18 protein-coding genes and 1 tRNA gene are annotated in these 19,312 nt (G+C 39.1%); 15 read left to right on the plus strand and 4 right to left on the minus strand.

All coding sequences use genetic code 11. From position 1 onward, the window contains the following. Positions 1-113 precede the first annotated feature (113 nt). From E4N69_RS12565 to E4N69_RS12610, 10 genes are all read left to right on the plus strand, one after another. Positions 114-1,049: a helix-turn-helix transcriptional regulator gene (locus E4N69_RS12565; RefSeq protein WP_253824044.1), complete on the plus strand. Its 936-nt coding sequence runs from the start codon at positions 114-116 to the stop codon at positions 1,047-1,049. A gap of 36 nt (positions 1,050-1,085) precedes the next feature. Continuing rightward, positions 1,086-1,499 (plus strand): DUF3784 domain-containing protein, encoded by a 414-nt coding sequence (locus E4N69_RS12570; RefSeq protein WP_253824045.1) that lies wholly within the window; start codon positions 1,086-1,088, stop codon positions 1,497-1,499. A 183-nt stretch (positions 1,500-1,682) separates the two neighbouring features. After that, the gene (locus tag E4N69_RS12575) at positions 1,683-2,471 is read left to right on the plus strand and encodes an ABC transporter permease (RefSeq protein ID WP_371922389.1); all 789 of its coding nucleotides are present in this window, start codon (positions 1,683-1,685) and stop codon (positions 2,469-2,471) included. Further along, complete coding sequence (locus E4N69_RS12580; protein WP_253824047.1) at positions 2,452-3,474, plus strand: ABC transporter ATP-binding protein; 1,023 nt, start codon at positions 2,452-2,454, stop codon at positions 3,472-3,474. The genes E4N69_RS12575 and E4N69_RS12580 overlap by 20 nt, the downstream gene beginning before the upstream one ends. Before the next feature lie 41 nt (positions 3,475-3,515). Continuing rightward, positions 3,516-4,307 carry an ABC transporter permease gene (locus tag E4N69_RS12585; protein ID WP_253824048.1) on the plus strand — a complete coding sequence of 264 codons (792 nt, stop codon included), beginning with the start codon at positions 3,516-3,518 and terminating at the stop codon, positions 4,305-4,307. Positions 4,308-4,420: 113 nt separating this feature from the next. Next, entirely contained in the window at positions 4,421-5,023 is a 603-nt protein-coding gene (locus E4N69_RS12590; protein ID WP_253824049.1) for a TetR/AcrR family transcriptional regulator, read from the plus strand. An 18-nt stretch (positions 5,024-5,041) separates the two neighbouring features. Further along, entirely contained in the window at positions 5,042-5,815 is a 774-nt protein-coding gene (locus E4N69_RS12595; protein WP_206182623.1) for an EFR1 family ferrodoxin, read from the plus strand. After that, positions 5,812-6,249, plus strand: coding sequence for a DUF2141 domain-containing protein (locus tag E4N69_RS12600; RefSeq protein WP_162664677.1), 438 nt, complete (start codon positions 5,812-5,814; stop codon positions 6,247-6,249). The genes E4N69_RS12595 and E4N69_RS12600 overlap by 4 nt, the downstream gene beginning before the upstream one ends. Positions 6,250-6,502: 253 nt before the next feature. Continuing rightward, positions 6,503-7,066: an elongation factor P gene (gene efp, locus E4N69_RS12605; protein ID WP_162664678.1), complete on the plus strand. Its 564-nt coding sequence runs from the start codon at positions 6,503-6,505 to the stop codon at positions 7,064-7,066. A 355-nt stretch (positions 7,067-7,421) separates the two neighbouring features. Then, a tRNA-Gly gene (locus E4N69_RS12610) sits at positions 7,422-7,493 on the plus strand. A gap of 10 nt (positions 7,494-7,503) precedes the next feature. Here the strand turns inward: E4N69_RS12610 and E4N69_RS12615 are convergent. From E4N69_RS12615 to dnaN, 3 genes are read right to left on the minus strand one after another with little or no spacing between them, the layout of a single operon-like run. Next, positions 7,504-7,968, minus strand: coding sequence for a DciA family protein (locus E4N69_RS12615; protein ID WP_253824050.1), 465 nt, complete (start codon positions 7,966-7,968; stop codon positions 7,504-7,506). Positions 7,969-7,993: 25 nt separating this feature from the next. Continuing rightward, positions 7,994-9,070 (minus strand): DNA replication/repair protein RecF, encoded by a 1,077-nt coding sequence (locus E4N69_RS12620; protein WP_253824051.1) that lies wholly within the window; start codon positions 9,068-9,070, stop codon positions 7,994-7,996. Positions 9,071-9,075: 5 nt separating this feature from the next. Beyond that, positions 9,076-10,179 carry a DNA polymerase III subunit beta gene (dnaN, locus tag E4N69_RS12625; protein ID WP_253824052.1) on the minus strand — a complete coding sequence of 368 codons (1,104 nt, stop codon included), beginning with the start codon at positions 10,177-10,179 and terminating at the stop codon, positions 9,076-9,078. 345 nt (positions 10,180-10,524) lie between these two features. On the opposite strand from dnaN, the gene E4N69_RS12630 reads away from it, so the two are divergent. The 5 genes from E4N69_RS12630 (at position 10,525) to E4N69_RS12650 (ending at position 17,612) form a co-directional block, all read left to right on the plus strand. Beyond that, positions 10,525-11,667, plus strand: coding sequence for an N-acetylneuraminate synthase family protein (locus E4N69_RS12630; RefSeq protein ID WP_253824053.1), 1,143 nt, complete (start codon positions 10,525-10,527; stop codon positions 11,665-11,667). Then, positions 11,667-12,092, plus strand: a complete 426-nt coding sequence (locus E4N69_RS12635; protein ID WP_253824054.1) for a J domain-containing protein — start codon at positions 11,667-11,669, stop codon at positions 12,090-12,092. The genes E4N69_RS12630 and E4N69_RS12635 overlap by 1 nt, the downstream gene beginning before the upstream one ends. Positions 12,093-12,142: 50 nt before the next feature. Then, positions 12,143-14,113, plus strand: coding sequence for a hypothetical protein (locus E4N69_RS12640; protein ID WP_253824055.1), 1,971 nt, complete (start codon positions 12,143-12,145; stop codon positions 14,111-14,113). 114 nt (positions 14,114-14,227) lie between these two features. Further along, positions 14,228-16,087 (plus strand): phosphotransferase, encoded by a 1,860-nt coding sequence (locus E4N69_RS12645; protein ID WP_253824056.1) that lies wholly within the window; start codon positions 14,228-14,230, stop codon positions 16,085-16,087. Then, a complete protein-coding gene (locus E4N69_RS12650) occupies positions 16,050-17,612 on the plus strand; it encodes a BCCT family transporter (protein ID WP_253824057.1) in 1,563 nt (520 codons plus the stop codon). The genes E4N69_RS12645 and E4N69_RS12650 overlap by 38 nt, the downstream gene beginning before the upstream one ends. Positions 17,613-17,901: 289 nt before the next feature. Here E4N69_RS12650 and E4N69_RS12655 read toward each other — a convergent pair whose 3' ends face one another. Beyond that, positions 17,902-19,089 (minus strand): MalY/PatB family protein, encoded by a 1,188-nt coding sequence (locus tag E4N69_RS12655; protein WP_253824058.1) that lies wholly within the window; start codon positions 19,087-19,089, stop codon positions 17,902-17,904. Between the last annotated feature and the right edge of the window lie 223 nt (positions 19,090-19,312).

Here is a 19,312-nt window from a genome sequence, read left to right on the forward strand (position 1 = left end):
CTCCATACAGTAGCGATGTTTTGGTATATCCACAACATCGCAATCAAAACTATACACGGATGTATGGTTTTGACAAAGGCTCCGCGCCGAGGATGTTGATTGAAATTTTATCTATGAAACTTGAACGGATTCTTGAAATCATTATCTACTTATTAAATCATGAAAAAGTCTCTGCAAAATACTTAGCCGAGTATTTTAATGTATCGGTGAGGACTATTCAGCGTGATATGGCGAGTATCGCTGAAGCCGGTATACCGGTGTATACATTAGGCGGAAGGTACGGCGGTTATGCCGTTTTAGAACATTATAAAATAAAGAACCTCACCGTCAAAAACAGCGAACAGCAAATCATTGTCAATGCGTTGGAAAGCCTTGCAACGTCATACACAAACGAGAGCTTAAACTCTTTAATCAAAAAATACAATGCAATTATTGAAAAAGGAGACGGGCGAAAAGTCTTTTGGGATTTTAGCGTTACAAAAGAAAATAAAAAAGTACAAGATTTCAATCTGCTGTTGGAAAAAGCGATAAGCGATAAAAAATATATCGCATTCGATTACCGTAATTCAGAAGGAAAAAGTTCGCATATTTGTGCGGAACCGCTTGCCATTCATTACAAATGGTATGCGTGGTATTTGTTTGCATACCTTAAAGAAACAAAAGAGTATCGAACTTTTAAAGTTGCACGGATTCAAACGCTTGCCATTTCAAAAGAAACTGCCGTTGCAAATCACGGTGATATACAGCAGAGGATGAGAGAAGCCGAACTTGCGTATTACAAGACCTGCATTGATATAGAAATCGTTTTTTCCGAAGCGGAAATTCCACTCATCGAAGAGTATTTTCCCGACTCCGTTATCGAAACACTGCCGTCTCAAAAATATAAAACCCATATCCGTGTTCCTGCAAAAGAACGGTTGTGGAAGGCCTTACTCCTCAGCTTCGGGAATGCAGTTACCGTCGTATCTCCAAAAGATTATCAAGCGGAACTTGTAAAAACAGCAAAAAGTTTTTTAGCTAATTACGATAATACTCAATTTTGCTTATGAAATGAATAAACACGCTAACGTGCTCGGAGGTGCTTTATGTTATATATTATTTTACTATTAATGTTCCTTTCATTCGCCGGCGGCGGTATTATAATTAGAGAATTAAAAGCATACGACTTAATAGCGGGGTACAATACTATGCCGGATGAAGAAAAGGCACAATATGATATTGAATCGGTCGCAAATCAGTTAGGTATACTATTATATTTTTTTGCGTTATTAGCTGCGATTGTAATGATATTGTTTTATTTTGCTCACCTTTCTTTACCAATGAAAGAGCTAATAATGTTTTGCTATGTAGCAATTATTTTGTTTATACTAGGTATAGCTATGTTAGTATTTAATAAAAAAAATATTCGTAAAATTCTTCCGGTTTTCATTATTTACAATGTTGTTATGATAGCATCATTAATACCGACTTTCTTGAAGCTGGTAAAAAAACTTTTGTAAAAAAATGTAATTTTTTTATCCAATTACGACAGATAGCTGTCGCCGTGCTGTGATAGTATTTGGTGCAATTTATTTTAAGGCAGATACGTAGTCAAGGAATGCCCATCTGTGGATATTCCTGAACTGCGAGTTTTGAACGGAAGGTTCAAAACATCGCTACTGCCGGAAAGAGTGTACAGCGTAATGAAAAGATACCTTCCACTATTAAAAGCCTATTTTAAAGGTTCCCTTATGAATCTACTGGAATATAAGTTTGATTTTATAAGCGGCGGAACTTTTGAGCTGGTGTGGCTGTTTATGTATATCATTTTTATAGACACGATTTTTATTCATACCAACACGATAAACGGGTGGGATAAATATCAAATGCTGATGTTGACTTTTCAGGGCGGCTTGACGGACTCTGTGTTTACTTTTGCGATAGTATCGGGATTAAAAAGACTGCCCGAAATGATCAATACCGGTACCTTGGATTTTATATTATTAAAACCGTTAAATCCACGCTTTAATATTTCATGCCATGCATTCGACATTCCACAAATAAAAAATATCGCCATAAACACTATCGGTTTGATATATTGCCTTATACATTTGAATATTCCTATCACACCGTTAAAAGGAGTGATGTATATTCTGCTTTCACTGAATGGCCTTTTTTTAATTTATTCGATTATGTTTATATTGATGAGCCTTGCTTTTTGGTTTATGCGGATGGATATTGTTATGGGGATAGGCTCGGAATTAATTACTATTGGAAATAAACCGATGCAGATATATCCGAAAGTGATTCAAAAAATTTTAACCTTTGTTATTCCCTTGTTTGTTTGCTTTAATTTCCCTGTTCTGTTCATCGTTAAACAATTATCTGTACGCGCTATTTTCTATGCTTTTATCTTAAATGTACTATTTTTGTTATTATCGAATTTTATTTTTAAAAAAGGAGTAAAGCGTTATGTCGGATCAGGCAGTTAGAAGCGAAAAGATTATTGTTGCAGAAAATATTTGCAAAAGTTATACGTATTATAAAAAAGAGGCAGGGCTGAAAGGCAGTATTAAAAACTTGTTTAAACGTGAAAAATTGTATAAGCCTGCGGTAAAAAATCTTTCTTTTCAAATTAATCAGGGCTCGATAACGGGGTTAATCGGTTTAAACGGCGCGGGAAAAACGACGACCCTTAAAATGCTATCCGGTTTAATACTTCCGACGACAGGAAATCTGAGTGTCTTGCAATATAATCCCTTTGAAAAGAAAGAAGAGTATCTGCGGCAAATTTCGATGGTGATGGGGAATAAAAGTCAACTTTGGTGGGATCTGCCCGCCATCGATTCTTTTGAACTTAATAAAACAATTTATGAAATTGAAGAGGCCGAGTATCAAAAAACGCTGCACACAATGATTGAAATACTCGGTGTAGAAAAACAGGTAAATGTTCAGGTGAGGCGGCTGTCGTTGGGGGAACGGATGAAGATGGAATTGATAGCGGCTTTAATTCATAAACCGAAACTCATTTTTCTTGATGAACCCACAATAGGCCTTGATGTCATTACGCAATACAACATACGGGATTTTTTAAAGCACTATTGCAGTACGTATCATGCGACGCTTATATTAACAAGTCATAATTTTAACGATATTGTTTCCCTTTGCAGCGAATTGATTTTGATAAATAACGGAGAAAAGATATACTCGGATTCTTTTATTAATTTTAAAAACACCTTTCTCAATCAAAAGTATTTTATCCTCAAATTAAAATTTCCGACAGCTGAAAAAATAATAACCATGCTTCAACAAAAAGGAGTCGGCACTGCAGAAAAAACAGCTGACGATACGGTAAAAATTTCTGCGGATTCAACTGAAAGTTTGGATATACTAAAAAATATTTCCAATGAGTTTATTGAAGATTTAAGCGATATTACCATTGAAAATATATCCATGGAAGACGTTATCAGAAAATTGTACAGGGCAGATGAGTGATTTTTTAAGACACTATTTTTAATTCACTATAGGAAAAAATTATGAATACCTATTATAAAATTTTTAAGATAAGCTTAGCAAATCAATTGGAATACAGAGCTAATTTTATTTCAGGATTTTTGTTTTCGCTCGTTCCTTTTACCGTTAATGTCTTATTGTGGCTTGCCGTTACTGCTCAGAGCAGCACCATTCCTCTTGAAGCAAACGGAATAGTGTCGTATTACTTTTTAACGTTAATTACATACAATATTACTTCGACAACTTCCGTATTCAAAATTTCAGATGATATAAGACTCGGTTCTCTCAATCAGTATCTGATAAAACCGTATAACTATGCATTGTATCAACTTGCCGTCGATTTACCGTATCGTTTTGTTTTTATTGTTATGAATGCCCTTCCGATTACGGTTTTATATTTTGTGCTGCACGGATATTTTATATTTATGTTGTCCGTATGGAAAATTGTCTTTTTTGCAGCTTTTTTAGTTACAGGGTATCTTATCAACTTTTTAATTGATTTTTTGATAGCACTCTATAGTTTTTATTTTTCTCGAGTTTCTTCACTGTATACCTCAATACGGGTACTTAAACATATTTCCGCCGGTATTATTTTCCCGCTCGTTCTTTTACCAAAATCCGTATTTACCTTTTTAAAAAACCTCCCCTTTGCCTTTATCTCTCATATTCCGGTAAGCCTTTTACTTGATGATATGCCGATGCATTCCGCTCTTTTTTCTTTATGCAAAGCATTCGGCTGGATAACAATCCTTGGTATATCGTGTACAATGGTGTGGAAAAGAGGGATGAAAGTCTATTCTGCCTATGGAGGATAGTGTTTCAGGAACAATTTATCATATATCTCTTCAATATTGATACCCTAATCTTGACATTGTAAAGATTTTTAGCTATCATCTTAACAATGTCAAGATTAGAGAGGAAGGTGTTTATGTGTGAATCGAATCTGCCGTATCATCGCAAGGATCTAAAAAATCTATTAATTGAAAAGGGTATCGAAATCGTCAATACCGAAGGCTTGCAATCTTTTTCGCTAAGAAAAGCTGCCGCAGCTTGCAAAGTCAGCCATGCTGCTCCCTACAGTCATTTTCACAACAAAGAAGAATTACTTAATGCAATGCAGCTGCATATCACCAAGCGTTTTTCAAAAGCACTCAAAACGGCTATCAGTGAAAATAAAGATACTGCCGGATTGTTAAAAAATCTAGGTATAGCCTATGTTTCTTTTTTTATTGAAAATCCCGCCTATTTTCAGTTTTTATATTCCAAATCCGATATAAAGGTGGATTTAACGTTATCTATACCAGATGAGGAAAATTATAGCCCTTATATTCTGTATAAAAATAACGTTCTGTCATTACTCAAGCAAAATAAATATCCGAAGGAAAAACAAAATGATATTTTAATAACAATATGGGCTTTTATACACGGGCTTACAGCGTTGGCGACAATGAAAAATGTCTACTACGACAAAAACTGGAAAGAAAAAATCATCGATTTTATGGATTTACTTGAACCGTCTTTTTTAAAATAACGGCGCATGGAATAGTATATGAACGGAATTTATTTCAGTGGAACGGGCAATACAAAATATTGCATGGAAGTATTGACAAAAACGACAAATGGCAAAGCTGTCAGTATAGAAGCACCCGAAGCGCTCGAAGTCTTACGCATATCGAATGAAATTGCACTGGGTTACCCCATTTATTTTAGCGATATTCCGCGTATTGTAAAAACATTTATTTTTGAACATGCCGATATGTTTTGCGGAAAGCACGTTTTTGTTATTGCGACGATGGGACTTTTCAGCGGCGATGGAGCGGGCATTGCAGCACGGCTGCTTCAAAAATACGGAGCCGTCATTATAGGAGGTCTACACATACGTATGCCGGACTGTATTGCCGATGTAAAACTATTGAAAAAAAAGCCGGATGAAAATACCGCACTCATATCGGCAGCGCAAAAAAAGATTATACAAACGGCGGAATGTATAAAACACGGAATATACCCAAAAAATGGTTTATCTTTTTTACACAGAATTGTAGGTCTGTTCGGACAACGCCTATGGTTTAAACGACATGCAAAAAAACTGAGCGAACGACTCAATGTCCGAATGGAGCGCTGCATCGGCTGCGGAATATGCGCGGCAAATTGCCCTTCAAAATCATTATATATCGAAAACAATAAAGCTGTATTTTATCCCGGAAACTGCACGATATGTTACCGGTGCATAAACAACTGTCCCGCAAAGGCGATCACACTTATAGGTACGGATGTATTCGAACAGTGTCGTTTTGAAAATTATATAAAGGAAGATATACTATGAAAAAAATATTTACTATATTTTTCTGTATGACGTTTCTCGGTTTGGTGTATTCCCAAACAACGCAGAACGAAACGCTTTATGACGTAGAAATCGTCATCACCGATATAACAGAAGATTCGGGAACGTTAGTTATAAGTATTCATAATTCGGCTGAAAGTTTCAACAAACGGCTTCCATATCAAACCGTCAAGCTAACGGCATATAAAGAAAAAGCGGTTTATCACATACAACTAAAAAGCGGTGATTACGCTTTTTGTGTTTACCATGATATCAACAACGATGGAAAATTAAATACAAATGCAATAGGTATACCAAAAGAGCCGTTCGGATTCAGTAATTATAACGGAAAAGGCTTCCCTGGAAATTTCAAAAAACATAAAGTTTTTATAGGAGATGCAATGACAATAAAGATCCCTTTGGTTAAACTGAATTAAATGTCACTTTTTATTCAATACGAAGTTGATATACGAATCTTGTATAAGTTAAAAAAAACTGATATGATTTTTCATTCGGTATATTCAAAAAGATTATTTGTGAAACAAGTCTGTTTATTAAATAAATCATTATACAATAACGATTTATAAAATTTCAGACAGTTCAGAAAAGAAAACCCTTTTAAATTATCACTTTTTGAACTTTCCTTCACGCAGTTTTTGAAATACTAATTTATTTTATATGAGGTGAAATATGATTAGAGGCGGAGATATTGCAAAAGGCACGGTGTTATTACACAAAGGTAGTCCGTATTTAGTGGTCGAACGGGAATTTGTAAATCCCGGAAAGGGAGCTGCGTTTGCACGTGTTAAGATGAAGAATTTAAAAGATGGAGCTGTTTTAACTCAAACAATAAAAACAGCCGATACGGTAGAAGACGCAACAGTAGATACACACAAAGGACAGTATCAATATGAAGACGGGGAAAGCTACCTCTTTATGGACACCGAAAGTTATGATCAGATTTCAGTTCCGTCAGATATTATCAACGATAAAAAATACTATCTGCGGGAAGGAGATGAATACGAAATCCTTATTTGGGAAGGAAACCCTATCGATGTAAAAATTCCGGCAAAAATGGTGTTTGAAGTTGCAGAAAGCGAAAATTATGTAAAAGGTGATACCGTTTCAGGAGCAACAAAGCCCATCACAACAGAAACAGGCCTTGTAGTTCGTGTTCCGCTCTTTATTAAACAGGGCGAAAAAATATTGGTCAACACTGAATCAAATGAATATCAAGAACGTATCAACTCATAACTACTTTCAAAATCAGCAGTTTTAATCAACACTTTAACGAAAAGCCCTTCACATATTTGAGGGGCTTTTTTATTCGTGCGGAGAGTTTAATATTCTATTGCTGTACAATATATGCTCTGTATCAAGGTTATTTATTTTTACAAGTTTCACAAATAGTATCCCAGAATGTTTCACGTGAAACATTTAAAGGATTGTAAGAAAATCTCTATTCATATAATTTTAATTCTTTTATTGCTTTATCGAGGTAATCTTCTCGTTTGTTGCACAGGTGTTGCTTATATCGTTTTTTTCATTAAACTTATCAAATTGATATCTTGACGTACCACACCAATAAATGATATTCTTTAAAAGTTCTGCGGATGTCGTATAACGGCTATTACCCGAGCTTCCCAAGCTCGTGACGGGGGTCCGACTCCCCTCATCCGCTGTTATTTATTCTAATCTCTTTCGCTAATAGATATTCTCAATCTTTCAAAGGCTTTTTGTACTTCTTGCGGTAATTCTGTTTTTACAACATCATCAGTTTTTATCGACGTTTCCAGCTGTGTTGATAGTACGGCAGCTTTTTCAGTCACTTTTTGTTTATCGGGAACCACTTTAGCACTATTTTCAGTATTTCCAAATTGATGAGAAATCTCATAATGTGATGAAACAATAACCGAAATATTCTTAACTTCCAGTTGAGGATATCTTTTTTGAAAATTTCGCAAAATATATTTTTTGTTTAATAAAATCTGCTGACTCCATCCGGGATGATCAACTTCAATAACCGCCGTTTGATGTTTAATATCAAGCAACTTGGAATGGGCAGCTTGCTTCTCTCCAACAATAGACGCCCATGATGAATATACTTCCAATACCTTTGATTGTTCAAAAAGCCCTACCTTATCAAGATAGCTCATAATCAACTCTGAAAGCTTTTTTACGTCATTCTGCACGGAAGCTGCCCTCGGAAACAATGTACACACGGCTTTTTTCGCGTATATAATTTTGATACGGTTCACCCGGAAGGAATGTACAGATAAGCTGATCATAGCGAGGCAAATGCTCGGTAAAATTTTTCCGTTTTTCAGGATCAAGTTCCAAAAGAACATCGTCCATCAGCAATACCGGCAACCGTTTCGTCTTTTCCGTATAAAAATATGCCTGAGCAGCTCTCAAGACAAGAGAAAGCAAGCGTTGCTGCCCCATAGAAGCGGTTTGTACAAAAGGCTTTTTATTACGGATAAAGCGTATCTTATCGCGATGAGGCCCCGACATACTGGTATTCATGGCAAAATCGAGCTGGCGTTTTTCTATTAATGAGATTAACACTTCATCAAAATTCGTCGATTTCCATGAAGGACTGTAATCGATCATCACGGAATCTATCCCACCGATATTTTCATATAACGAAGAGAATATTTTATTGAACGATTCAATAAGTGTACGACGCTTTTCTATAATTTGTATGCCTATAGGAATGAGCTGCGCGTCAATGACATCCAGTATTTCGCTCTTTTTTTCTTTTAATACGAGATTGCGTGATTTTAGTAATTTTGTAAAGTTACGTAGAATATCGATATATGACGGATCATAGAGAGAAAGAGATTGATCGATAAAAAAACGGCGGCGTTCCGGTGCTCCTGTCGCAAAATTCAAATCATCATGGCAAAAGAGAATGCAAGGAATAGTTGAGATGAAATCTTTTCTGTCGTGAATTTTCTTTAAGTTTTTTTCTATGATTTTTTTTTTATCTTTTGAAATAATCGATATGCTATGGCTCCGCTCTTCGTTTTCTTTAAATAAGACGCGAATACTGTATTCATTCGTATTTTTTTTATATATTTCCGCTTCGTTTCTGGTTCTAAAGGAATTTCCATAAGCGGCAAGGTATAACGCTTCCAGTAGGTTTGTTTTACCTTGACCATTTTGACCGACTAAAAAAACTTCAGGAGCGGAGAGGTCAATTGCCTTGTCCTCAAGGTTCCTGAAGTTGTAAAAAGAGATCGACAAAAACGGCACAAATACTACTCCATTTGCATCGGCATAATGATATGAAAGAAATGAGTATCTGTTTCCGGCCGTAACGTGATTGCACGCATCGGATCGGTAAATTCTATGCGGATATTTTCCGAACCGAGTACCTTGAGCGGTTCTTCAAGGTACATATAATTTAAGGCGATGGTTATTTCTTCACCTTCATATTTACAGGGAATTTCTTCGTTTGCCGTTCCAAGTTCATTTTCATTTGATGTGATGGAGAGTGTACCGGCAGAAATTTTTAAAAATATCCGTTTGGATTTTTGCTCTACAAGCAAGGCAACTCTTTTTAAAGCCTGTAAGAAATCATCACATTGGGCTTCAAAATGATGTGCTTGAGATTCGGGAATAACTCGTTCGTAGTTCGGGAATTGACCGTCTATTAAAACCGAAGAAAAGTTATAAGCATTGAAGCGGAAAAATATGTTTTTTTCGCTTATTCCGATAGAAATCATACCTTCTTCCGAAGATCGACGTTGCACAATAGAAAGAATTTTAGGAGGAATAATGCTTCCTTTAAAATCAGGTAAAGCAATTCCGAAATCATGTTGAATAAATGCTAATCTTCTGCCATCGGTAGCTGCAAAGATCAGATTGTTTTCTTTCTTTTCCATGTAGACACCATTCATAAAGTAACGAGTTTCATCATCGGAAACAGCAAAAATCGTTTGAGTTATCATTTCTTTAAATTCTTTTGCAGGAACTTCGAAGAATTGAACGTTTGAAGAATCGGTAAAAGGAGGAAAGTCGTTATCTGATATGGTTTTAAGAGAGAATTTCGCTTTTTTGCTGATAGAACGGATAATGAGTTTTTGATCTTTTTGCTCCGCTTCTATTTCGCCTGAAGGCATTGAAGCGATAATGCTGGTAAATTTATCACAGAATACGGTTGTTGCACCTTCTTCGGCAATATCGACGGGAATTTTTGTTTCAAAGGCTACTTTTATATCGGTTGCACGAATTGTTAAGCTGCCTTCTTTTGCTATAAGCAGAACATTTGATAATATGGATATTGCTGTCTTGTTTGAAATGATTTCTTGAGCAATAGCCATTTCTTTCAGTAAAACTTCTTTAGTAAATGTAAATTTCATGATTTCTCCTAAAAAGAGGTTATCTTTATTATAATATAAATTTAGTAATAGTAATAGTAGGCACTGTGAATTTCTTGATATTTAGGTTAAAGCATTGGTTAGCCGTTAGTTAGCGCTTGAATAATGATGTTTGAATTGTTCACAATTTGTATCGTTATGCACAGCTGAAAAAGATGTACACAGTAGCATAGGTCTTATAAACAAGTTTTACATCGATTATGCAGAGGTTATGAACAGTGGAGAAAATAAGGAATTGACTACCGAAATAGCTTGACTGAAAAGCTCTGCTACTGAAAACTTTTTGAGATATACAGAATTGGCGGTTTTTACTATACTAAGCTCAGTATGATAAAAGCGTTTACGGTAGGAAAAAACATATTTTCATCGCAAGAGCACGTGTTGATTATTGCGGAGATTGGAACGGGGCATAACGGCAGCTTGCAAAAAGCGAAAGAGTTGGTAGCAGCTGCTAAAGAAAGTGGAGCAGACGCGGTTAAATTTCAGATTGTGTATGCAGATGAAATTTTGCATCCCGATACCGGTTTTGTGAATTTACCGACCGGAAGGATTCCCCTCTATGAACGCTTTAGAGAGCTGGAATGCAGTTTTGATTTTTACGGTAAATTGGCTCAGTACGTGCATAAGCTTGGAATGCTTTTTTCAGCTTCGGCATTCGGGCTTCGTTCCGTCGATGAATTGCGGCAGCTTAATCCGGCTTTTATAAAAATTGCGTCGCCGGAACTCAATCATTTTCGGCTGCTTGAGCGTGTTGCTTCATTCGGACTGCCGGTTATTCTTTCGACCGGTGTTTCTCGGCTTGGCGATATTGAACGTGCCATAAGCTGTTTGGAAAGTAACGGGTTATCTGCCGATATGCGGGCGTTGCTTCATTGCGTGACGGCCTATCCTGCGCCGGAAACGGATTATAATACGGCTGTGCTGCAATCCTTGGCGATGTTGTTTAACAGTCCCGTCGGTATCAGCGATCATTCGCTTGATCCTGCTGCAGTTCCGATAGCGGGGTTATTGAGCGGCGCCTGCATTCTTGAAAAGCATATTTGTCTTTCCCGCAGCGATGCCGGTCTCGATGATCCTGTTGCGTTGGAACCCGCACAGTTTTTGCAGATGTCAAAAATAGTAAGAGAATTAACCGGTAAATCCGATGAAGATATTTTTAAGGCGGCACAGAGTTACGGCTATTCCAAGGATTTTTTGCAGCGCATTACCGGTAACGGTGAAAAAAAACTTGCTGCTGCAGAAAAAGATAATTACGGTAAAACGAATCGTTCGCTGCATTATGTAAAAGATTTACAGAAAGGCGCCGTGCTGAAAAATAGCGATATTGCCGTTTTACGAACCGAAAAGAATTTAACCGCCGGAGAGTCTCCTGAGTATTTACATTATTTTATCGGATCGGTTTTGCAGAAAGATGTTACCGGAGGTTCTGGCGCCGTATTTGATGATATTATAGAAAGGAAAATACGATAATGTCTGATTATTACGAAACTCTTGGCAGTTTGCTGCGTGATAGGCTTGGAACGGATGAAGATCCCTTTGAACAAGCGGTAGAAGGCCGGCAGGGTAGATACCGAAGCGCCGGAAATAAAATTGAGCGGCGTGTTCCTAAAAAAAGAACGTACAAAGAACCTGAACAAAAGGTTGAACCGATACGTGTGCCTGTTCCCGATGCTTTAACGGAAGATTTTGCCGTTTTGCAAGTGCTTCCGGGGGTTCCGCTTGATTATTGCAAAAAAGCATGGAAACACTTATTGAAAAAATATCATCCCGATGTCATTGCCGAGGAATCTGCACGGCAACAAGCTGCGTCCATTGTCCGAAGAATAAATCGTTCGTATAAGCGTATCGAAATATGGTTTTCAACCGGTAAGGTACAGGGTTATGACAGTTTATGAGTTGCGTGCATAACTATTTATTTCAGAGAGTATTGTTACCGGCAGTACGTTTGTGTTGGGTATTCTTTTTTCTTCTTTTACCGGTGCAAGGTCTGATTGCAGAAAATATTTTTTATGAATTTGGGCCTAAAACGGATAAGGTCATTGTCTTTACCGCATCGGTAGGTAGTGATAATCAAGCGACTGCTATAACCCTGCAACTGCAAAAATATGCACAACAATTATCCGCTGATGCGCCGGATACCCATATCATTGTTGCTATTACGAAAAATGATATTTCCGAATTACCGGTTGACATTCCCGTAAAGCGGTACGAGGGGACTAAGGCGTTAATTCAGACTTTGATCACATATCCGAATGCCGCTGTATGTCTTGTTGCCCCCGATAAATCTGATAGCGCGCGGATTATTACGGGAACATCGAAAGGGACAACCCCTGCATGGTTTCTAAAAGCGGTATACGCTTCTTTGGAACAAAAAAATATTCCTATTGACTTTTATACTAACGCAGTTGTGTTTCACCGTCTCGGTTGGCTGCCTGATGACCCTGCTTTACGGCTCTATAATGAGGCGAATATTCCAGCAATAAAAATAGAAACCGGTGCGGATTTATCGGATTTTTTTTCTTCGGTTGCGCCTGCAGTTATTCAGAGTATGAGTAATGAATGGGATACTCATTATTTTGTTTTTAAACTGCATAAAAAGCTTGTTATCATCAACGAGCAGCATATAGTTATAACGCTTATCGTATCGTCAATACTCTTTTTATTATGGTTGATGTTTTTTAGCTTTTTATTCGGAAAAAAACGGGATCAACATGTAAAAGATTTATTTAAACTGTGGTGGATGCCGATCTATTTTTTCTTGGTCAATTGGCTCGGTTTTTTCTTAGGCTCCAAGATAACGGAAGCACTTTTTTATCTGCGTTTTTCGTCTGTGAGCGAACTGAGTTCATTTCCGTTGACGGCGCTATTGATTAAATATGTGTTTGCACTGTTTTTTATGTTTACCGTTACCGCATTTAATAAATTTATTCCGCTTCCGGCAAATCGTTTTATTTACGGATTTATTGCTCATGTCGTTTGTTTATTAAATATTTTTATTTTTTCTTTTTTTTACCTTTCGTTTTCAATCATCTTTATGGTCATTTATTTTGTTTCGGTGGCTGCCTATCATTTTAAAAATATCGTACTGCAAATTATATTTATTATGTGTCTTTTTTTACCACTTCTGCCGTTTGTGACGCATATTATTCTTTATCGTGAGTATATGTTTCATATCATATTTTTTATCAACCTTGCATCAGCCTGTATTTTTGTTCCGTTTGATCTGTTTTTAATCAGGCTTGGTCTTAGTATTGATAAGAAAAGAAAAATTACTAAACCGTTTTTTAGGATACCGATTCAATGTAAGGTTATGGGCGGGCTGTTTCTCGTATTAATGCTTTGGGTATTCGTTATGCCGGCAACGAGGAACACCGTTCATAATCGCTGGATGTTAATTCAACACCTTAACGGTGATGAAAGCAGTGTTGTAAAAAAATATATCGATTCTCCGACGGAAGAAAAGATAATGGATTACACCCGCGGCAATACACAGGGTTCAGCGGAAACCGCGGATAGTTTTTTAACTGTTCGTACCTCATTTGAAAATTACTTTGAGCGTAGCATCGGGACTATTACCATTGATTCGCCGTTAAAAATTGAAGCTTTTTCCGTAACATTGAGCGCACTGAATGATATTGCAATTTTTGAATCCGATGTTCGATTTGAACAAAATGCTTCCGGGGATACGGCAACGTTTGTGTCTTCTCCTCGTCCGGGTTTTCCTGTTATTATTCATTTTTCCGGTAAAAAGGATGCTGCGCTTACACTTTCGGTTGTGGTGTGGTCAAATGATAATCCGTTTGAAATAAAGTTGCCTGTCGATAATTCCAAAGATGCTGCCGGTAAAACGGAAGCGATACCGTTCCTCTTAAAGATAGAGAAAACGCTGCATATTACGGCACAAGATAAGGGGTAAATAGCGTTGCAAAACTGCATTATCAGTCTTCCGATGCGATGCCGCTGCATTGTTGTTCACTTTTGGCTACTGCTGCTATTGACAGTGAACAAAACCTAAAATATACTCCGTTACATGAAAAGACGGTACCTTCAGATTATCGAATTGATGAAAAAAAATCCGGCGATTACGCAACGAGATATTGCCGGAACGTTAAAAATATCGCTCGCGTATGTCAATCAAATTCTCTTTGCTATGGAACAGGATGGCCTTCTTAAAACAAACGGGCTGCCCGCCATCGGAAAAAGAGTGTTAACCATTAAAGCTCATACCGAATACGATTCATGTAAGGTTGATAATGCCATCATCATGGCCGCGGGTTTCGGTTCGCGCTTTATTCCGCTCACCTACGCCATCCCCAAAGGGTTGCTGGAAGTTTTCGGTGAGCGAATGATTGAACGTCAGATCAAACAGCTGCAGGAAGCGGGCATTACCGATATCACCGTAGTCGTCGGCTACCTGAAAGACACATTCGAGTACCTCATCGATAAATACAATGTAAAACTTGTGTATAATCCCGATTTTGAAAGCAAAAATAATCTTTCAACGCTGTATCATGTCCGCGATAGGCTCAAAAATACGTATATTCTTTCCAGCGACAACTGGCTGCGGAAAAATATGTATCACGCGTATGAGTACGATTCATGGTATTCGTCCGTAAAAGTGAACGAAAAGACTACCGAATGGGTACTGCAGCTTGGTTTACATGACAAGATAATGAAGGTGAAAGTCGGCGGTAGGAACGCATGGGTGATGTACGGGCCGGTTTATTTTTCACGTGCTTTTTCCGATGCCATCCGTCCGATGATTGAAGAAGCGTATCATCGCGAGGATACGGACGACTGGTACTGGGAAGACGTATTGAGCCGTCACTTAAACACGTTGACGATGTTTGCAAATAAGCAGCCTGCCAATCAGGTATATGAATTTGAATCGTTAGAAGAGCTGCGTCAATTCGATACCTCATACATGATTTCTACACAAAATAAATGGATGGAAATGATTTCCCGCGTATTCGGGCAGCCTGAAATGCAGATTAAAAATTTGCGTCCGTTGCGGCTTGGAATGACCAATAAATCTTTCATATTTGAACTGAATAACAACAAATATATTTTCCGTATTCCGGGCGCCGGTACTGATATTCTTATCAATCGGAAACAGGAACATGCGGTGTATAAGGCGATTGAGCCACTCGGTATCTCCGATAAGGTTATTTATTTTGACCAAACGACCGGCGTAAAAATCAGTCAGTTTGAAGAAAATATGCACATAGCGGATCCTCGCAATCCGAACGATCTGGAAGCGTGTATGTGGATAGCCCGTAAACTGCATACTTCCGGTATTACGGTGCGGCATCGTTTCGATTTTAGAGAGCGGATTAATTTTTATGAAAAACAGGCAGAAGCAAAGCACGGCATTCTGTTTTACGATTATGCCGAAGTCCGGGAAAAGATGAATGCCTTGCTTCATTTGCTCGACACGCTGAAAAAACCGGAAGCGCTGACTCATATTGATTTAATCTGCGATAATTTTATTATCAGCGACAGTGAGGTAAAGCTGATCGACTGGGAATACGCCGCGATGTGCGATCCGCTAGCTGACCTTGCAATGTTTTCTATTTACTCTTACTTTTCCGAAGCTCAAATAAACGATCTTATGCATCGCTATTTCCGCCGCGATCCGGAAGGAGAAGAAAAACTGCGAGTCTATATCTATGTTGCGCTTGCAGGCTTCTTATGGGCGCTGTGGACATGCTATAAACAAGCGCTGGGAGAAAATTTCGGTGAGTACGGACTAAAGATGTATCGGTATGCAAAGGATTATTACAAACACGTTATGCAGATACACGGTATACAAACAACAGAATTTTCAGATGAACAAAATAACGAGACAGCAAATGAACAAACACAACATGAGCACTCGGAAGCTCGATAAAAAGCACGGTTTCGGAGAAATCGATTGGGTTATTACGCTTTTGCCGCTCGGCATTGTAACCGGCATTGCAGCATTGCTGATCATCTTCCCGCAGCAATCGATGAAAGTAATCGATACGCTATGGAATATTTTTGTCAACAAACTCGGTTTTTTCTATATATTGCTCGGCTTTGGAGTAGTATGTACCGCGTTTTATCTGGCCTTTTCAAAATACGGCACGATACGGTTAGGTTCGCTTGATAAACCGCGCTATAGTAATTTTGCATGGGGCGCCATGATCTTTACCTCTACGATGGCGGCCGATATTTTATACTGGTCTCTTATTGAATGGGGATATTACTACACGGCCTCGCCATTCGGGAAACATCTGCTTACGACAGCCGAAAAACAAGATTGGGCAGCAACATACCCGCTGTTCCACTGGGGCATAACCCCATGGAGCTTCCATATCGTATGCGCCGTTGCATTCGGCTATATGCTCCATGTACGGCAGCGGAAAAAGCAAAAACTGTCCGAAGCGTGTCGTCCCCTTTTCGGTAAAAAAATCGACGGCATACTGGGAACCGTCATCGATGTCTTTTCGGTTGTGGGACTGTTAGCGGGAACCGCGACAACGTTCTCGCTGGCAACGCCGCTGTTGTCGCTGGCAATCTCCACCATCTCTGGCATTCCCGAATCACGGATGCTTACCTTGGTCGTACTCTGCATTATTGCAGCGGTATACACTTCGGCGGTGCTGTTGGGGATAAAAGGTATCTCTCATCTGGCAAAAATTGCCGTTGTGTGTTTTTCAAGCCTTATTGTCTTTGTGTTTTTGTTCAGCCCTAAGCTCTATATTATCGAAACGAGTATAACCGGCATCGGGAAGATGCTGCAAAACTTTATCTCGCTTTCCACATGGATGGATCCCTTACGGATTTCGGGCGCAGACGGCGCAGGGTTCCCGCAGCAGTGGACAATTTTTTATTGGGCATATTGGATTGCATGGTTTGTCGCAACGCCGTTCTTTATCGGCACAATCTCTGAGGGGCGGACGGTACGGAATACCGTACTGGGGGGACTTATGTGCGGCATCGCGGGAACCTATTGCTCGTTTATCGTGCTGGGGAATTACGGACTCCATTTGGAAACGCACGGATTATTACCGGCAGCCGAACGGCTTGCAGAGGGTATCGCTCCTGCCGAGATTATTTTAAGCATTTTGGAAACGCTGCCGCTTGCGAAAGTCGTTTTAGTGCTGCTCATTATCACGATGATTGCTCTTTATGCGAGCACTTTTGACGCAATTACAATGGTTATCGCATCGTATTCGCAGCGGCAGCTTGAAAGCAGCGAACCTAAAAAAAGCCTGCGGGCTTTTTGGTCGGTTGTCTTTATCTTGCTGCCGGCAGCGCTCATCCTTACCGGCAGTAATCTGAGTCAGCTGCAAAGCTTATCGATTATTGCCGCATTCCCGCTCGGCATCATTATGATCTGTATTATCGTCAGCTTTTTTAAAGATGCAAAGAACGGAAAAACTGGGTAAACGCATCAGACAGTTTTTTTTGTAGTCCCGCAGAATAAATAGGCTGTTCAACCAGAATTTCGCCGCTATGCAGCTCAAATGGTCTCACAGCCTATTTATTCTGCGATTCTTATCGATTCTATCTGATGCGTTTACCCATCTGCTAGAAAAAATGTGCAAAATTTCGGATAAAATTTCGCACAGAAGGAATGTAAACGCATCAGGTCGTTTTTTGAAGCAATCGAAGACAGTTGTACTGAACGGTAAGGTTGATTGGCTTGCATGCAGCCCATGCGTGATATAATTATTTTTACCGCTTCAAGTTCCGCAATGCGCGGCTCAACCGTTCGAGGGTCTCGGTAATAATCGATGCAGGAGCTGCAAGGTTAATTCGTTCAAAACCGCGGCCTTCGTCACCGAAGATATATCCTTCATCTAAGAACACTTGCGCCGTCTGCGTCATAAATTCTTCTAAAGCTTTGTGTTCCATTCCCAGCGCCTTAAAATCGAGCCATTGCAGATACGTGCCTTCGATGAGCGGCGCTTTAATTTCGGGATGGTGCGTTTGGAAAAACTGCTGCACAATGCGCTGATTGGCATCGATTACGGATAAAAATTCATCGAGCCACGCCGCGCACTGTGTATAGCAAATTTCGCAGGCCTTATAGCTCAATGCCGTGAACAATGCTCCCGACCCAAGCTCTTGAGCATTTACAAAAGTTTTCCGCATATTCTCATTTTTAATGATGATATTACTGATTCCCAGCCCGGCAATGTTGAACGTCTTTGAAGGCGCGGTAAAAGTGATTGTCCGTTCGGCAAGATCATCTCCCAACGATTGAAAAACGGTATGCGTATACCCCGGCATGATAATATCAAAATGAATTTCATCCGAAAACAGCCAAAGATTGTGTTTTAATACGATTTCTTCTATTTTATGCAGCTCTTCTTTTGTCCACACTCTGCCGACAGGATTATGGGGAGAACAAAAGAGCAGTGCCTTATTCCGCGGATCCGCAGCGAGCCGTTCCAGTGCTTCAAAATCAATCGTATAACGGCCGCCGTTTTCCTGCAACGAACACGCTGCAACATTCCGTCCCTGCAAGCGTATTGCTCTAAAAAAAGGATAATACACCGGCGACAGCAAAATAACGCCGTCTCCCGGTTCGGTAAAAGCTCTAACTGCATTAAAAATCGCGGGTACGATACCCGCAGTGGGGACAATCCAATCAGGATTAATCGTCCAATTGTGCCGTGTCTTCATCCAATTTTGCACCGCCTCTTTATATGCAGCAGTCGGCCCCGTATAGCCCAACACGGCGTTATCAAGATAGTGCTTGAGCCCTTCCGTTAATTCCGGCGGCATTTTAAATTCCATATCGGCAACCGAAAGCGGCACAACGGACGAATCGACGTGCGGGTTGACCTGATACATCGCATCCCATTTACGTGAACCTGAACCGGCTCTGTTTATCCTTGTTGTAAAATCATATTTCATAGAAAAGCCTCCTCTATAGGGCTGCCCAAAAACTTCAGTTTTGGATAGTTTCCCCTAAACCTATACTGGGAGCGCTTTTTATACAAGCCCTGCTTTCAGTGCGAAATTTCATAGGTATAAGGTGAGCGCCTACAATGGCGCCACTCACCTTAAAAATGCCAGATGTGTTTAGCCTAAAATTTCATATTGTCAAAAAAAGGAAAGTAGTAGTATAATAATCGTC

The sequence above is a fragment of the Treponema sp. OMZ 906 genome, from assembly GCF_024181185.1.
GTDB lineage: Bacteria > Spirochaetota > Spirochaetia > Treponematales > Treponemataceae > Treponema.

Excerpts from the sequence above, each read along its gene's own strand:
- E4N69_RS12565 (WP_253824044.1), top strand. The coding sequence starts at position 114 with ATGAAACTTGAACGGATTCTTGAAATCATTATCTACTTATTAAATCAT.
- E4N69_RS12570 (WP_253824045.1), top strand. The coding sequence starts at position 1,086 with ATGTTATATATTATTTTACTATTAATGTTCCTTTCATTCGCCGGCGGC.
- E4N69_RS12575 (WP_371922389.1), top strand. The coding sequence starts at position 1,683 with ATGAAAAGATACCTTCCACTATTAAAAGCCTATTTTAAAGGTTCCCTT.
- E4N69_RS12580 (WP_253824047.1), top strand. The coding sequence starts at position 2,452 with ATGTCGGATCAGGCAGTTAGAAGCGAAAAGATTATTGTTGCAGAAAAT.
- E4N69_RS12585 (WP_253824048.1), top strand. The coding sequence starts at position 3,516 with ATGAATACCTATTATAAAATTTTTAAGATAAGCTTAGCAAATCAATTG.
- E4N69_RS12590 (WP_253824049.1), top strand. The coding sequence starts at position 4,421 with ATGTGTGAATCGAATCTGCCGTATCATCGCAAGGATCTAAAAAATCTA.
- E4N69_RS12595 (WP_206182623.1), top strand. The coding sequence starts at position 5,042 with ATGAACGGAATTTATTTCAGTGGAACGGGCAATACAAAATATTGCATG.
- E4N69_RS12600 (WP_162664677.1), top strand. The coding sequence starts at position 5,812 with ATGAAAAAAATATTTACTATATTTTTCTGTATGACGTTTCTCGGTTTG.
- efp (WP_162664678.1), top strand. The coding sequence starts at position 6,503 with ATGATTAGAGGCGGAGATATTGCAAAAGGCACGGTGTTATTACACAAA.
- E4N69_RS12615 (WP_253824050.1), bottom strand. The coding sequence starts at position 7,968 with ATGAGCTATCTTGATAAGGTAGGGCTTTTTGAACAATCAAAGGTATTG.
- dnaN (WP_253824052.1), bottom strand. The coding sequence starts at position 10,179 with ATGAAATTTACATTTACTAAAGAAGTTTTACTGAAAGAAATGGCTATT.
- E4N69_RS12630 (WP_253824053.1), top strand. The coding sequence starts at position 10,525 with ATGATAAAAGCGTTTACGGTAGGAAAAAACATATTTTCATCGCAAGAG.
- E4N69_RS12635 (WP_253824054.1), top strand. The coding sequence starts at position 11,667 with ATGTCTGATTATTACGAAACTCTTGGCAGTTTGCTGCGTGATAGGCTT.
- E4N69_RS12645 (WP_253824056.1), top strand. The coding sequence starts at position 14,228 with ATGAAAAGACGGTACCTTCAGATTATCGAATTGATGAAAAAAAATCCG.
- E4N69_RS12650 (WP_253824057.1), top strand. The coding sequence starts at position 16,050 with ATGAACAAACACAACATGAGCACTCGGAAGCTCGATAAAAAGCACGGT.
- E4N69_RS12655 (WP_253824058.1), bottom strand. The coding sequence starts at position 19,089 with ATGAAATATGATTTTACAACAAGGATAAACAGAGCCGGTTCAGGTTCA.